Source organism: Actinomadura sp. GC306 (assembly GCF_004348665.1).
In the GTDB taxonomy this organism is placed as follows: domain Bacteria; phylum Actinomycetota; class Actinomycetes; order Streptosporangiales; family Streptosporangiaceae; genus Spirillospora.
In genome coordinates this window covers 1-13,497 of record NZ_SMKM01000190.1, presented here as the reverse complement: position 1 = coordinate 13,497, position 13,497 = coordinate 1, and the positions used below count along the sequence as shown (strand labels likewise).

General features: G+C 72.1%; 14 protein-coding genes. 3 read left to right on the top strand and 11 right to left on the bottom strand.

The window, feature by feature from the left end; all coding sequences use genetic code 11:
• On the top strand, window positions 1-875 hold an 875-nt coding region (locus E1200_RS23290), incomplete at its 5' end, for an endonuclease/exonuclease/phosphatase family protein (protein WP_207933504.1).
• On the opposite strand, the gene E1200_RS23285 is transcribed toward E1200_RS23290, so the two are convergent.
• From E1200_RS23285 to E1200_RS23255, 7 genes are all read right to left on the bottom strand, one after another.
• A complete protein-coding gene (locus tag E1200_RS23285) occupies window positions 872-1,411 on the bottom strand; it encodes a hypothetical protein (protein ID WP_131954195.1) in 540 nt (179 codons plus the stop codon). The two genes, E1200_RS23290 and E1200_RS23285, sit on opposite strands and share 4 nt — an antisense overlap.
• A gap of 252 nt (window positions 1,412-1,663) precedes the next feature.
• On the bottom strand, window positions 1,664-2,563 hold the full coding sequence (locus E1200_RS23280) for an alpha/beta hydrolase (RefSeq protein ID WP_131954194.1): 900 nt from the start codon (window positions 2,561-2,563) through the stop codon (window positions 1,664-1,666).
• Between the two features lie 88 nt (window positions 2,564-2,651).
• Entirely contained in the window at window positions 2,652-3,572 is a 921-nt protein-coding gene (locus tag E1200_RS23275) for an ABC transporter substrate-binding protein (RefSeq protein ID WP_131954193.1), read from the bottom strand.
• A 23-nt stretch (window positions 3,573-3,595) separates the two neighbouring features.
• Window positions 3,596-4,282, bottom strand: coding sequence for an ABC transporter permease (locus E1200_RS23270; protein ID WP_131954192.1), 687 nt, complete (start codon window positions 4,280-4,282; stop codon window positions 3,596-3,598).
• Window positions 4,279-4,929 (bottom strand): ABC transporter permease subunit, encoded by a 651-nt coding sequence (locus E1200_RS23265; RefSeq protein WP_131954191.1) that lies wholly within the window; start codon window positions 4,927-4,929, stop codon window positions 4,279-4,281. Before E1200_RS23265 ends, E1200_RS23270 begins: the two co-directional genes overlap by 4 nt.
• A 16-nt stretch (window positions 4,930-4,945) precedes the next feature.
• Entirely contained in the window at window positions 4,946-6,097 is a 1,152-nt protein-coding gene (locus E1200_RS23260) for an ATP-binding cassette domain-containing protein (RefSeq protein ID WP_131954190.1), read from the bottom strand.
• Between the two features lie 194 nt (window positions 6,098-6,291).
• Entirely contained in the window at window positions 6,292-7,299 is a 1,008-nt protein-coding gene (locus E1200_RS23255; RefSeq protein ID WP_131954189.1) for a LacI family DNA-binding transcriptional regulator, read from the bottom strand.
• A 195-nt stretch (window positions 7,300-7,494) separates the two neighbouring features.
• Between E1200_RS23255 and E1200_RS23250 the strand changes: the two genes are divergently transcribed.
• Window positions 7,495-8,037: a cysteine dioxygenase family protein gene (locus tag E1200_RS23250; protein ID WP_131954188.1), complete on the top strand. Its 543-nt coding sequence runs from the start codon at window positions 7,495-7,497 to the stop codon at window positions 8,035-8,037.
• Window positions 8,038-8,092: 55 nt separating this feature from the next.
• On the opposite strand, the gene E1200_RS23245 is transcribed toward E1200_RS23250, so the two are convergent.
• The gene (locus E1200_RS23245; RefSeq protein ID WP_165950430.1) at window positions 8,093-9,244 is read right to left on the bottom strand and encodes an acyltransferase; all 1,152 of its coding nucleotides are present in this window, start codon (window positions 9,242-9,244) and stop codon (window positions 8,093-8,095) included.
• A 200-nt stretch (window positions 9,245-9,444) separates the two neighbouring features.
• Between E1200_RS23245 and E1200_RS23240 the strand changes: the two genes are divergently transcribed.
• Window positions 9,445-10,221: an SGNH/GDSL hydrolase family protein gene (locus tag E1200_RS23240; protein WP_131954186.1), complete on the top strand. Its 777-nt coding sequence runs from the start codon at window positions 9,445-9,447 to the stop codon at window positions 10,219-10,221.
• A 60-nt stretch (window positions 10,222-10,281) separates the two neighbouring features.
• Here the strand turns inward: E1200_RS23240 and egtD are convergent, their stop codons facing one another.
• The 3 genes from egtD to E1200_RS23225 all read right to left on the bottom strand — a co-directional run bounded on the left by egtD (window position 10,282) and on the right by E1200_RS23225 (window position 13,468).
• A complete protein-coding gene (gene egtD / locus E1200_RS23235; protein ID WP_131954185.1) occupies window positions 10,282-11,235 on the bottom strand; it encodes an L-histidine N(alpha)-methyltransferase in 954 nt (317 codons plus the stop codon).
• Window positions 11,236-11,299: 64 nt separating this feature from the next.
• Complete coding sequence (egtC, locus tag E1200_RS23230) at window positions 11,300-12,034, bottom strand: ergothioneine biosynthesis protein EgtC (RefSeq protein WP_131954184.1); 735 nt, start codon at window positions 12,032-12,034, stop codon at window positions 11,300-11,302.
• Window positions 12,035-13,468 (bottom strand): ergothioneine biosynthesis protein EgtB, encoded by a 1,434-nt coding sequence (locus tag E1200_RS23225; protein WP_131954183.1) that lies wholly within the window; start codon window positions 13,466-13,468, stop codon window positions 12,035-12,037. It lies immediately after the preceding gene.
• Between the last annotated feature and the right edge of the window lie 29 nt (window positions 13,469-13,497).

Sequence of the window (13,497 nt, the reverse complement as noted above, 5' to 3'; positions counted from 1 at the left end):
GGAGGGTGATGAGCGGGCGTCGGTGGTTCTGGGTGCTGGCCGCCGCCGCGGCGCTGGTGCTCGTCTCCGGGTTCGTGGTGGCCGAGCCTGCGCGGGGCGACGGGAGCGTCCGGGTGATGACCTACAACGTGCGGGGCGTGAACGACCCGCCGCCGCGGGACTGGGACACCCGCCGCGAGCTGGTCGGGCGGCTGCTCGGGCGGCATGAGCCCGACCTGCTGGGCGTCCAGGAGGCGCGCTGGCACCAGGTCCGCGACCTGGCGAGGATGCTGCCGGGCCACCGGTGGATCGGGCTGGGCACCCAGGGCGGCACCAAGGACCAGATCATGGCGATCTTCTACGGCAAGCGGTTCGAGGTCCTGGACTTCGACCACTTCTGGCTGTCCGGCACCCCCGACGCGATCGGCTCCGCGAGCTGGGGGAACCGGTACGTGCGGATGGTGACCTGGGCGAAGTTCCGCGACCGGCGCACCGGCACCGTCCTCTACCAGGTGAACACGCACCTGGACAACGGGTCGGCGGAGTCGCGGGTGAAGAGCGCCGAGCTGATCCTGCGCCGGGTCCGCGGGTTCGAGGCGGGGGTCCCGGTGGTGCTGACCGGGGACTTCAACGCAGCCGCCGGAACGTCGCCCGAATACGCGATCCTCACCGGGCCCGACGCGTTCCAGGACACGTGGACGACGGCCCAGAAGCGCGGCGCCGAGTACGGCACCCTCGGACGGTGGCGCCCGGCGAAACGGGGCGGCAGGCGGCTGGACTGGATCCTGGCGCGCGGGCCGGTGCGGACGTCGTGGACCGAGATCGACACGTACCGGGACGGCGGCCGGTCCCCCTCCGACCACTTCCCCGTGCTCGCCGACCTGCGGGTCGGCTAGACCGCACCGCGCAGCGGGTCGGACGCGAGCTCCCACAGCCGCACCGCCACGGGATGCCGCAGGTCCGGGTCGATGGCGCGGGCCAGTGCCGCGAGCTGGCCGGGCGGCAGGAGGGCGCCGCCGCGGGACGGGTCGCGCAGCCAGACCCGGGCGGGCGCGGTCCCGGGCACCTGCACGACCAGGCGGGGCAGGACGCCGCCGCGCCAGTTCGTCCACACCGGCCGGGCGGTCTCCGCGCCGACGTGGGCGGCCGCGAGGTCGTAGGTGCGGCGGCCGAACATCAGCCGCCGGACGAGCACTCTCCCGTCCAGCCAGTACGCGGCGCGGTACTGCACGGCCAGCGTGCCTACGACCAGCACGTCGATCAGCAGCATCGGCACCAGGAAGACGAGGCCCACGCCGGGGACCTCGGACGAGGTGAGGAACATCCACCCGAGGGCGCCGAACAGCAGGTTCACCAAGGCGATTACGGGCACCAGGCAGCCGAGCCAGACTCCCCACATCACCCCGGGCATGCCGACGTCGAGGCGGATCACTGGTCCTCGTCCTCCCTCGTCGCCCGCGAGCGCGCGGGAGTCAAGATCATATGAGATGCCGAATCACCGATTCGTCGCGGGCTCGGGGTTTCCATGCCCTTGTGGGCGGCCAGGAAGTAGAGGACGTTCGCGCCCCCGTCCAGAGTGCCGGACAGCAGTGCCGGCCCGATCAGCGTCCAGAGGCGGCGATCGCGGTGACCGGACCGTGGCGGCGTGGCGCCTAGCGAATCGGGGCGCCGTAAGTGGTGAGCCTCAGCGGAGTCGGGTCAGGGCGGTGTGGAGGATGCTGGTGGGGTGTTTCCACAAGGCCGCGCCACCGATTCTGGGGAGCGTGTGGAGGCGGGCGCCGGGGATGCGGGTCGCGAGGGTCTTGCCGTTGTCGGGTGAGTGGGTCGTGTCCTGTTCGCCGTACCAGAGGTCGACCGGGACGTTGATCTCGCCGAGGACGAACGGCCAGCGGCCCATGGCCAGGACCGTGTCGCGAGCGTAGCCGTCCGGGCCCTGGGCGAATGCCTCGTCGAGCGCCTGGCGGTAGGCCGCCGCGAAGACCGGGTCCCGGTAGACCTGGAGGTCCGAGGGCGGGCTCGCGTCCATGACCATCGTTGACATCGCGGCGGCGCCCAACCCTCGGAAGAATTGCTCGGCTCCGGCGGGATCGGACGCGACACGGGCGACCAGGCCGCGCAGGTCGTCCGGGAGGACGGACGCGAACTGCGGCGTGGCGACCTCGTCGGCCCCGGAGACGATCGCCACGGCCGACGCGAGTCCCTCGGCGGCGCAGGCGAGCGCGAACGGAGCGCCCTGCGAATTGCCGACCATGATGGGGTTCGCCATGTCGCGCACGGTGATGAGGTCGCGCACAGTAATGAGGTCGCGCAGGGCGATGAGGTCGCGCATGTCCGCGGCGAAGTCCGCGAACGTCCTGCCGGGGGACGGGGTCGACGCGCCGAGGCCGGGGCGGTCGACGGAGACGAGGCGCACTCCGAGGGGATGGACGGCGTTCGCGCCGAAGCCGAGGTGGCGGCTGGTGGCCGCACCCGGGCACAGGAGCACCGGGGCGCCGTCCTCCGGCCCCCATTCCGCCCAGCCGAGAAGGCGGCCGTCGGGCAGCCGGGTCTCGCCCCGCCGCTCCGGGGAGATCACGTATGCCATGACCTCCATGATGGGCACGGGCAGGCCGCGAAGCGAACGGCCGAGCCCACGTCGTGGTGGGCTCGGCCGTCACTTGGGGCGCCGCGCGTCAGATCAGGCCGGACTTCTTCAGCCAGTCTTCGGCGACCTTCTCCTGGTCGTCCTTGTCGATGACGATGCGCTTCATCATCTCCAGGAGGTCCTCGGTGGTGAGCTTGGCGGAGATGGCGTTGAGCGCCGCCCGCGCCGTGTCGTTCACCGACTCCTTGTGGACGAGGGGCGTGACGTTCTGGGCGCTGAAGACGTTCTCCGGGTCTTCGAGGACGACCAGCTTGTTCTGCTCGATGGTCGGGTCGGTGGTGAACAGGTCCGCGGCCTGGATCTTGTTCTCGGTGAGGAGCTTCACCAGCGTGGACTGGGCGCCGGCGTCGAACGAGCGGAACTCCTTGAACTCGATGCCGTACGCCTCCTTGAGGCCCTTGAGGCCCTGCTGGCGGGTCTCGAACTCCGACGGCCCGGCGATGACGAGCTCGTTCGCGACGCCCTTGAGGTCGGCGATCGACTTCAGGTCGTACTTGGCGGCCGTCTGCGGGTTGACGGTGACGGAGTCCTTGTCCTGCGCCTCGGCGGAGTCGAGGATCTCCACCTCCTTCGGCAGCTTGGCCTTCAGCTCGGCGTTGATCTCCTCGGTGGTGGCGGCCTTGCTGTTCTCGTCGACGGACGTGGTCAGCAGCGCCCCGTTGTACTCGGGCATGACGCTGATGCCGCCCTTGACGACCTGGTCGTAGTAGACCTCGCGGGCGCCGATGTTGAACTTGCGGGTGACCTTGAGCTCCTTGGCCTCCAGGGCCTGGGCGTAGATCTCGGCGAGCAGGTTGCTCTCGGGGAAGTTGGCGCCGCCGACGGTGATGGTGCCGCTCGCTCCGCCGCCCGCCAGGGGGTTGTCGTCGCCGGAGTCGCCGCCGCCGCAGGCCGTGAGGGCCAGCGCGGCCACGAGGCCGGCGACGGTGCCGCGGATCAGTTTCTTCATTGCGTTGTCCTCTGTTTCGGTGGTCAGGAGGAACGGGCGGAGCCGAGCAGGCCCGGCGAGACGGCGAGGCGGCGCAGGCCCGCGAAGACCAGCTGGACGATCAGCGCGAGCAGCACCACCAGGACGGTGCCCCCGACGACGAGCTGGTAGTCGTTGCGGGCCAGCCCGTCGATGATGTAGCGGCCGAGGCCGCCGAAGCCGGGGTAGGCGGCGATGGTCGCGGTGGCGACGACCTGGATCGCGGACGTGCGCAGCCCCAGCAGGATCAGCGGCAGCGCCATCGGCAGCTCCGCCCGCCACAGCACGCCCCAGCCGGTCATGCCCATGCCGCGGGCGGCGTCCTTGGCGTCGGCGTCGACGCCGCGGACGCCCTCGTAGGTGTTGACGAGGATCGGCGGGACGGCCAGCGCGACGAGCGCGATCAGCACCGGCGTGATGCTGTAGTCGATCACGACGATGAACAGCACCAGGCCGAAGGTGGGGATCGCCCGCGCGACGTTGGCGACGCTGACCGCGAGGAAGCCGCCGCGGCCGGTGTGCCCGACGAGCAGGCCGAGGGCGAGGCCGATCACGGCGGCGGCGAACAGCGCCACGCCCGTGTAGTAGAGGTGCTGGAGCGTCCGGTGCGGGATGCCGTCCTCGCCCTCCCACTGGGAGGACGCGGTCAGCCACGTCCAGAACAGGTCGACCTGGTTCCACAGATCGTTCATGCCGCCTGCCCCCTCGCGCGCGCCCACGGGGTGAGCAGCCTCTGCACGGCGACCAGGAGCGCGTCGGTGGCGAGGGCCAGCAGCACGATCAGGACGGTCGCGGCGATGATCTGGGTCGGGAACGACAGCTGGTAGCCGCGGATGATGTCGTAGCCGAGCCCGCCCTGCCCGATCAGCTGCCCGACCGCGACGAGGCTGATGGACGACACGGCCGCGACGCGCGTCCCGGCGATGACGATGGGCACCGCGATCGGCAGCTCGACCCGCAGCAGGCGGCGCAGCGGGCCGAACCCCATGGCGGTGGCGGCCTGCCGGACGGGGTCGGACACCGACGCCAGCCCGTCCACCACGTTCGGGACGAGCACCGACAGGCTGTAGAGCGTCAGCGGGATCATGACGGTGGCCGCGGTGAGCCCGGTGTACTGGATGAAGATCATGAACAGCGCCAGCGACGGGACCGCGTAGAACACGTTCGCGATGGTCAGGGCGGGCGGGTACAGCCAGCCCCAGCGGCGGCACAGCACCCCGACGGGCAGCGCGATGAGCAGCCCGAACACCACCGGCAGCAGCGCCAACCGCAGGTGGACGAGGGCGTGCTCGCCGAGCGAGTCGGTGTTGCGGGCGATCCAGTCCCAGTCGAACTCCATCAGCCACCGCCCCCCATCAGCCACCGCCTCCGGCGGCGCCGGCGGGCCGCGATTCAGGGCCGGCGGGCCGCGATTCGGCGCCGGCGCGGGCGATGGCGGTGCTGAGGTCGTGCTGGTCGGCGATCCCGACGAGGCGGCCTTCGCCGTCCACCCCGACGGCGCGGCCGGACGGCGACAGGATCGCGGCGTCCAGCGCGGCCCGGACGGAGTCGCCCGCGACGTCGAAGGTGTGCCCGATCGGCGCGAGGGACGCGTCGCCGACGGTCCCCGAACCGGGCAGGTCGTCCGCGGCGGCCCAGCCGAGCGGGCGCCGGCCGTCGTCCACGACCAGGACCCATCCGCCGGCGGCGTCGCGGGCCCGCTCGACGGGTGCGTCGACGGGCAGGACGTCCCGCTCGCTGAGCGGCGCCGACGAGGCGGGGATGAACGACAGCCGCCGGATGCCGCGGTCGTGGCCGATGAACCCGGCGACGAAGTCGTTCGCGGGCCGGGCGAGGAGCGTCTCGGGGCTGTCCACCTGGACGAGCTTTCCGCCGGTCTGGAACACCGCGATGCGGTCGCCGAGCTTGATGGCCTCGTCGACGTCGTGGGTGACGAACACGATCGTCTTGTGCAGTTCGTCCTGGAGGCGGAGGAACTCGTCCTGCAGCTCGGCGCGGACGACGGGGTCGACGGCGCTGAACGGCTCGTCCATCAGCATGATCGGCGGGTCGGCGGCGAGCGCGCGGGCGACGCCGACGCGCTGCTGCTGCCCGCCCGACAGCTGGAACGGGTACCGCCGCGCCATGGACGGTTCGAGCCCGACGCGCTCCATGAGCTCGTGCGCCCGCGCCCGCGCCTTCTTCTTGTTCCAGCGCAGCAGGAGCGGGACGGTCGCGATGTTGTCCTCGACGGTGCGGTGCGGGAACAGCCCGGCGTGCTGGATGACGTAGCCGATGCCGCGCCGCAGCTCGGCGGGCTTGTGCTCGCGGACGTCCTGCCCGTCGATGAGGACGCGCCCGGAAGTCGGTTCCACCATCCGGTTGACGGTGCGCAGCGCGGTGGTCTTGCCGCCGCCGGACGTGCCGACGAACACGGTGATGCGGCCGGTGGGGCAGTCGAGGCTGACGTCGTCCAGGGCGACGGTCCCGCCCGGGTACCGCTTGGTCACGCCCTCAAAGGTGATCAAGTGCCACGTCCTCGCCGGGCGCCCGCGACGCCGTCCTCGATTCGTCCCCGACCGCGACCGGACGGTACGGTCAGCGAAGTGTCATGCCTTGTCCGGATCATCGATTTCGGAGCCTACCTACCTGTAAAACGGGAAAAGTAGCCTGGCTGCGCCGGAAAGAGCCGAATCGTTATCGATGGGACGTCCATCACGCGCTACTCCCCCTGACCGCCCGTGGACGCGCGGACGCGCAGGGACGGCTCGCGGACGACGCGCCTCTTGCGCGGCTTGCCGTCGATGACGTCCACGACGAGCCGGACGGCGGATTGGACGATGCCGTCCATGTCCCAGTCGACGGTGGTGAGCGGCGGCGTGAGCAGCGCCGACATCGGATGGTCGTCGTAGCCGCAGACGGCGAGGTCGCCGGGGACGGCGAGCCCCAGCTCGCGCGTGGCGGCGTACACGCCGTAGGCGATGGAGTCGGCGAAGCAGAACACCGCCGTGGGCCGGCCGGGACCGCCGAGCAGCCGCGTGGCGACCTCGGTCGCCGCGGCGAGCGACTGCGGCACGAACACCACGTCGACCCGCAGGCCCAGCCGCCGGGCCTCCGCGTTGACGTACACGTCGGCGGGCCGGTCGGGGGTGCTGGCGCGGGTGGAGGTGAACACGGCGAGGCGCTCGTGCCCGCGGTCGCGCAGGTGCTCCAGCGCGAGCGTGACGCCCCGCCGGTTGTCGAACACCACCTCGCCCTGCGCCTGCCCGCCGTGCAGCGCGTCGCCGACGGACACCACCGGGACCGACGCGGCCAGCTCCGCCCACAGCGCGGCGGACGGATCGAGCGGCTGGACGATCAGGCCGTCCACCCGCTGGTCGCGCAGCCGGCGGGCGAGGACCAGCTCCCGCTCGGGGTCGCCACCGGCGTCCACGATCAGGGCGTAGCGGTCGCGGGCCAGCAGCGCCCGCCCGATGCCGACCGCGAGGGACTGCTGCCAGTAGTCCTCCAGGGAGCCGCACAGCAGGCCGACCTGCCCGGTGCGGCCGCTGGCCAGCGCGCGGGCGATCGGGTGCGCCTCGTAGCCGAGCTCGTCGGCGGCCGCCCGTACCCGCTCCTGCGTCTCCTCCGAGGTCTGGATGCCGCGCAGCGCGTACGACACGGCGGCGGGCGACAGCCCCGTCGCCCGCGCCACCTCGCGGATGGTCGCGCGCTTGCGCTTCTCCGGCACTCTCCAACCCTAGAGCCCGGCACCGACAGCGCGCCCGGGCGGCTTGACGACGACTCCTCTGAACCGGTTCACTGAATCGGTTAACTAAACCGTTTAACTGAATCGTTTAACCGATGCGGTTCAGCAGATCGTGTCCAGGTCGTTTCCAGGCAGCAGGCCGTGTCCAGGTCGTGTCCAGGCCGGAGGGATCGCAACGTGTCGTCCGAGGTACTGTCCCGTCCCCCTTTCGCGGACCTGCCCGCCCGCTTCCTGGACCGGCGGGAGCTGCGCGAGCTGGTCGACCGCCTGGCCGGCCGGCCAGAGCTGTGGCGTGAGCACGTGGCGTTCCCCGAGGGGGCCCGCCACTACGCCTCGCTCCACCGGGACGAGCACGTGGACGTCTGGCTGCTCTGCTGGACCCCCGGCGACGACACCGGCTGGCACGACCACGACGTCTCCTCCGGGGCCGTGCGCGTCGTCGCCGGGGCCGTGGAGGAGAACAACCCCCGCATCGGCGGCGAGCCCCTCCGGACCGTCGTCGCCGAAGGCGGGTCGTTCGGCTTCGGCCCCGACCACATCCACCGGATAGCCGGCGTGGCGGACACCAGCGTCACGATCCACGCGTACTCACCGCCGCTGTCACGCCTCGGCCAGTACTCGATCGACGACTCCGGCGTGATGCGCCGCCTGACGGTCCCCTACACCGACGAGCTCCGCCCACCCTCCGAAACCCCGGAACCGCCCCACCGGTCCGCGTAGACGAGCGCGACCGCGAAGGGGTGCCCGCTCCTCTGCATCAGCTGGTGGTCGTACTTCAGCTGGTGGTCGCGTCAGCGGGGGTGCGGTCGTGAGGGGGATCGCCGTTGAGGCGAGGACCGTCGCGGTCACCGCCAAGGTCCCGGTGGACCACCGCAGAGGGTTCGGCGGGCGGTCTCGCGGCCTCCAGGGACGCGCGCAGGCGGGGGCGCATCCAGGCTGCGAGGGGGCGCTCGACCGCGTGGTGGACGGCGTAGGAGGCGGTGAGTGAGACGGCGATGACCGCGGCGAGGGCCGCCCACCGGTTGAGGGCCGGGTAGAGGTTGTCCAGCAGGGGCAGTGCCAGCTGGGAGTGGAGGAGGTAGAGCGGGTACGTCAGCGCGCCGAGTGTCGTCAGGCCGCGCCAGCGGATGCGGCTGAGGCGGTCCGTCGCGACGAGGATCATCACCGCGAAGATCCCGGTGATGAGGGCGCTGACGACGACCTCGTCGGCGCCGCGGAACACCGTCTCCGCGCGCCAGGCGCCCCAGCGCAGGGCCATCAGGTACGTCACCCCGACGAACCCCCACAGCAGCAGCGTCGGGCCGAAGCGGTGGATCATGTAGAGCGCCATGCCCGCGATGAAGTACGGGCTCCAGGTCGGCACCAGCATCACCTGGAGGAGCCGGTGGTCGGCCTGGTCGGCGAACAGGCCGGCGAACAGCCACACCGCCATGAAGGCGATGCAGGAGCGGTACGTGATCCCGATGGCCGCGAGGACGGCGATCAGCACGTAGAAGTGGAGTTCGATCCAGAGCGTCCAGTAGACGGAGTCCACGTTCCGCACCCCGAGCCCGCCCTGCAGCATGGTCAGGTTCGGCACGACCAGTCCGGGGACGCCGTGCCCCAGCCGGAACAGCGCGTACACGAACAGGCCGAGCAGGACGCTGACCCAGTAGGCGGGCATCAGGCGCACGACCCGGGAGACGCCGAACTCGCCCGGTCCCCGGCCCCACGCGCTCATCAGGATCACGAAGCCGCTGATGACGAAGAAGAGGTCGACGCCGAGGTAGCCGAACCGCGTCAGCGCGGAGATCTCGGGGAAGACCTCGCGCGAGGGTTCGGGCCACGCGCCCGCCCCGCCGAAGCCGGTGAAATGGAAGAGCACCACCGCCACCGCCGCCAGGAAACGCAGCAGGTCCAGCTCACTGAGCCGTTGCCGTCCCGTCACCCGCGGAACCCTCTCGGGCACGGGTGGCCGCCGCGGTACCGGGACGTGAACGGCCGGTGGAGCCGAGGACTCGATCTACCGAACCGCCCGCCGCCGGGAGAACCGCCGCACACCGGGGCGGACACGGCCTCGGCGGGCGCCTCGGATCAGTAAGATACGGGTTCACTTCCCGGTGGCCCCGGACGAATGGGTGGTCCTCGATGAGATCTCGCCGCGCCCGACGCGGCGCGGCGACGTTCGTGCTGTGCCTGAGCCTGGTGGCGGCGGCGGCCGCGACCGGCTGCTCGCCGCTCGGGGGTCCGGTGCACCGCTCGGCGGCGGCGGACGGCCCCGGGCAGGGCGGCGGCGGCCGGGACGGCGGGCGGGACGCCGCGCCCCCGGTGGTGATGTTCCTCGGCGACAGCTACACGGTCGGCGACGGGCGCGTCCAGCCGGAGTTCACCTACGCGTCGGCGACGGCGCGGCTGCTCGGCTGGCAGGTCGTCGTCGGCGGGCGCGCCGGGACCGGCTTCGTGGTGAAGCGCCGCGACGACTTCCTCGGGCTGTTCGAGAGCCAGCTCGGCTGGCGGCCCGCACCCGACCTGCTCATCGTCTCTGGCGGGCACAACGACTTCCGCATCCCCGCGCCGCAGGTCGCCGCCGCCGCGCACGTGCTGCTCGAACGCGCCGGGCAGCGCTGGCCCGGCACGCACATCGTGCTGATGGGGCCGATCTGGGGGACGGGCACGCCGCCGCAGGGCGCGATCGCCGTCCGGGACGCGCTGCGCGACCTCGCCGGGCAGCTCGGCGTCCCGTTCATCGACCCGATCGGCGAGCGGTGGGTCACCGGCGACCCGCTGACCGGCGTCGGCAACGCCGCCCAGTACATCAAGCGCGACCGCACCCACCCGAACGAGGCCGGCCACCGGTACATCGCGACCCGCCTCGCCGGGAGCCTGCGGCGGCTCGGTCTCGCGGAGCCGTCCCGCAAGAAGTGAAGGCGTGGGCTCAGCCGGCGGGCTCGACCGGCCGGCTCACCGGCCGGTTCAGCGACGGGCTCAACCGGCGGGGCTGGCGAGGGTGAGTGAGAAGTCGCCGTCCGCGTCCGTCCAGAACTCCGCGATCTCCATCCCGGCCGCGCCCAGTTCGGCCTCCAGCCGCTCCCGGCGGAACTTGGCGGAGATCTCGGTGCGCATCTCCTCCCCGGCCGCGAACGAGACCGCGAGGTCGAGGCCGCCCACGCGGACGTCCTGGTCGCGGGTCGACCGGAGCCGCATCTCGATCCACTCCTCCGCGTCGTTCCAGACCGCGACGTGCTCGAAGGCGTCCGGGTCGAAGTCGGCGTCCAGTTCCGCGTTGATGACGTGCAGGACGTTGCGGTTGAACTCGGCGGTGACCCCGGCCGTGTCGTCGTAGGCGCGGACGAGCCGTCCCGTGTCCTTGACGAGGTCGGCGCCCACCAGCAGGAAGTCGCCGGCGGACATGGTGGCGCGGAGGGCGCCGAGGAACCCGATCCGCTCGGCGGGCGGCATGTTGCCGATGGTCCCGCCGAGGAAGGCGACGAGGCGGCGCTCCCCGGCGGGCAGCAGGTGCAGGTGCCGTTCGTAGTCGGCGACGACGGGCCGGACGTGCAGGCCGGGGTGGTCGGCGGCGATGCCCGCCGCGGCCTCCGCCAGGAAGTCGCCGCTCACGTCCACCGGCACGTAGGTGCGCAGCGTGCCCGCGAGGGCGTCGAGCAGCAGCCTGGTCTTCTCCCCCGACCCGGCGCCGAGCTCCAGCAGCGTCCGGGCGCCGGTGGCGGCGGCGACGCCGGGCGCCCGCGCGAGGAGGATCTCCCGTTCGCGGCGGGTCGGGTAGTACTCCGGCAGCGCGGTGATCTCCTCGAACAGCGCGCTGCCGCGCTCGTCGTAGAACCACTTGGGCGGCAGGGTCTTGGGGGTGCCGGTCAGCCCCTCGTGGACGTCGCTGCGGAGCGTCTTGGCGAGGTCGTCGGCGGTCAGGAACCGGTCCACGTGGTTCTCCTCAGAGCGGCGTTGTCGATGAGAGCGGCGTTATCGATCAGAGAAGCGTTATCGATCAGAGGGGCGTTATCGACACGCCGGGGTCGAGTGCGGCGGTGACGAGGGAGCGGTCGGGGACGGCCTTCCAGCCGGCGTCGTCGTCCAGCGGCTCGGACGCGATCCGGATGTGGTCCGCGCCCTCGTGGACGAACAGGGAGTCGCCCCAGGTCGTGGCGGCGAGGGACGTGCCGTCGGAGGCGAGCAGGTTGTAGCGGCCCGGCGCGAACGCGGTGACCTCGCCGACGACGGCGGCGAGGCCGGCGCCGAGGGCCGCGCCGTCCCGCCAGTGCCGGACGGCGCGGGCGAACAGCGGCGCCGAGTCGACCGGGGCGCGGGCGTCGGGCACCGCGGCGAGGTCCCCGGCGAGCTCGCGGAGCCTGCCCTCCGCCCCGCCGAAGTCGTCGATCTTGCCGTTGTGGCTGAACAGCCAGGGCCCGGCGCGGAACGGCTGGGCGCACGACTCGTCCACGGGGAACCCGGGCGTCGCCGACCGGATCGCGGCGACCGCGCAGGACGCCCGGACGGCCCCGGCGACCTCGCGGAACGACGCGTCGGTCCAGATCGGCTGGGCGCGGCGGAACCGGACGGGCGCGCCGTCGCGGTACCAGCCGACGCCGTAGCCGTCGGCGTTGAGGATGCATCCCTGTGTCATGCGCGGCGCGTACGACTGGGTCTCCAGGGAGTGCTCACCGTCGTAGAGGAGGGAGTGCAGTGTCCGCTCAGGCCCGAGGTAGCCGAGGTGGCGGCACATCTAGCGTCCTTCCCCCGCGACGGACCGCGCGCAGCGGAAACCGGAGAAAATCTGCCGCCTGATGGGGTAGTCCCAGTTGCGGAACGATCCGCGCACGGCGAGCGGGTGTGTGGCCCAGGAGCCGCCTCTCAGCACCTTGTGCTCGGGGCCGAAGAAGACTTCCGAGTACTCCTTGTAGGGGAAGGACCGGAAACCGGGGTAGCCGCCGAAGTCGGACGACGTCCACTCCCACACGTCCCCTAGGAGGCGCCTCACCCCGTAGGCCGAGGCCCCGGACGCGTAGGCGCCGGTCTCGGACGGGCGGAGCGACCGCTGCCCCAGGTTGGCGCGGCCTTCCTCGTAGGCGTCGCCCCACGGGTAGCGGCGCGACCGCCCGGCCTCCGGGTCCCAGCGCGCGGCCTTCTCCCACTCGGCCTCGGTCGGCAGCCGCTTGCCGGCCCACCGCGCGTAGGCGTCCGCCTCGTACCAGCACACGTGCTGGACGGGTTCGTCCGGCGGGACGGGTTCCGTCCGCCCGAACCGGCGGCGCAGCCATTGGCCGCCTTCGCGGATCCAGAAGGCGGGGGCGCGTTTGCCGCCGGCGTTGCCGGCATGATGGTTGTCGGCATGATGGTTGTCGGCATGGTGGTTGTCGGCATGGTGAGCGCGCCATTCCCATCCGGCGGGATGCCACCAGCGCGGGTCGTCATAACCACCGGCCTCCATGAAGGAGATGTAGGCGGCGTTGGAGACGGGCTCGACGTCGATGTAGTACGCGGGAAGGTCGACGACATGGGCGGGGCGCTCGTTGTCGTAGGCCCAGGGATCGTCCGACGTGCCCATTCGGAACGGCCCCGCCTCGATCAGGACCTCGCCGTTCCCGGCATCTCCGGGAGGGCGCTTCCGTGCCGGTTCGGTGATCGGGTCGAGGAGGGCGGGAGCGCCTTTGCGGAGCTGGTGGGTGGCCAGCATGGTCTCGTCGTGCATGTGCTCGTGCTGGACGACCATCCCGTAGACGAACCCGCCCGACGTGAGCGGGTCCGCGGTGTCGAACCGCACCGAGGGCAGGGCGTCCAGCACCTTGGCCCGCACCGTGCCGATGTAGGAGCGGGCCTCGTCCGGCGGCAGCAGCGGCAGCGACGGCCGTTCGGCCCGGGGGTGCTCGAACGCGTCGTACAGGCCGTCGATCTCCGGGCGCATCGGGTCCGCGCCGGCCGCGGCGCGCAGCAGCCACAGCTCCTCGTAGTTCCCGACGTGCGCGAGGTCCCACACGAGCGGCGACATCAGCGGGGACACCTGCGAGGTGAGGCCCGCCTCGTCCAGGACGTCGGTGGTGAGGCCGAAACTGCGGTCTCGCACCGCGCCGAGCTCATCCGCGATGAGCTCCTTCAGCGCCTCATCGTCGTCGGCCGACGGGTACGCGGCGGGCGCGTCCCGGGGGTTCGTCCGGGTCATGTCGCATCCTCCTTGGGCAGGGACGGGGG

What these genes read in the sequence shown, in the direction of transcription:
- E1200_RS23280 (WP_131954194.1), bottom strand. Translation starts at nt 2,563, where the DNA reads ATGGCATACGTGATCTCCCCGGAGCGGCGGGGCGAGACCCGGCTGCCC.
- E1200_RS23275 (WP_131954193.1), bottom strand. Translation starts at nt 3,572, where the DNA reads ATGAAGAAACTGATCCGCGGCACCGTCGCCGGCCTCGTGGCCGCGCTG.
- E1200_RS23270 (WP_131954192.1), bottom strand. Translation starts at nt 4,282, where the DNA reads ATGAACGATCTGTGGAACCAGGTCGACCTGTTCTGGACGTGGCTGACC.
- E1200_RS23265 (WP_131954191.1), bottom strand. Translation starts at nt 4,929, where the DNA reads ATGGAGTTCGACTGGGACTGGATCGCCCGCAACACCGACTCGCTCGGC.
- E1200_RS23240 (WP_131954186.1), top strand. Translation starts at nt 9,445, where the DNA reads ATGAGATCTCGCCGCGCCCGACGCGGCGCGGCGACGTTCGTGCTGTGC.
- egtC (WP_131954184.1), bottom strand. Translation starts at nt 12,034, where the DNA reads ATGTGCCGCCACCTCGGCTACCTCGGGCCTGAGCGGACACTGCACTCC.
- E1200_RS23225 (WP_131954183.1), bottom strand. Translation starts at nt 13,468, where the DNA reads ATGACCCGGACGAACCCCCGGGACGCGCCCGCCGCGTACCCGTCGGCC.